Source organism: Aquitalea palustris, assembly GCF_003693445.1.
Lineage (GTDB): Bacteria > Pseudomonadota > Gammaproteobacteria > Burkholderiales > Chromobacteriaceae > Aquitalea > Aquitalea palustris.
In genome coordinates this window covers 1-263 of sequence record NZ_RFAR01000170.1, presented here as the reverse complement: position 1 = coordinate 263, position 263 = coordinate 1, and the positions used below count along the sequence as shown (strand labels likewise).

Below are 263 nucleotides of genomic sequence, written 5' to 3'. Positions count from 1 at the left end.
CTGTTGATGGCGGTATGGCGACGTCAGCCCAAGCAGGAGGTACTGGTGCATTCCGACCAGGGAAGTCAGTTCAGCAGTGATGACTGGCAGGATTCTTTGAAGGCCCATCGCTTGGTGCGCAGCATGAGTCGGTGCGGAAACTGCCACGACAATGCGGTGGCGGAGAGTTTCTTCCAGTTACGGAAGCGGGAGCGTATCAAGCGGAAAACCTATCACGGCAGGGAGGAAGCCCGGCGCGATATCTTCGATTACATCGAGATGTT

At 56.3% G+C, this 263-nt stretch carries 1 protein-coding gene; it reads left to right on the top strand.

Annotated features, from left to right (window positions below):
• Positions 1-263, top strand: a 263-nt coding sequence (locus EAY64_RS20205; protein WP_147456264.1) for an IS3 family transposase, incomplete at both ends; no start/stop codon positions are given.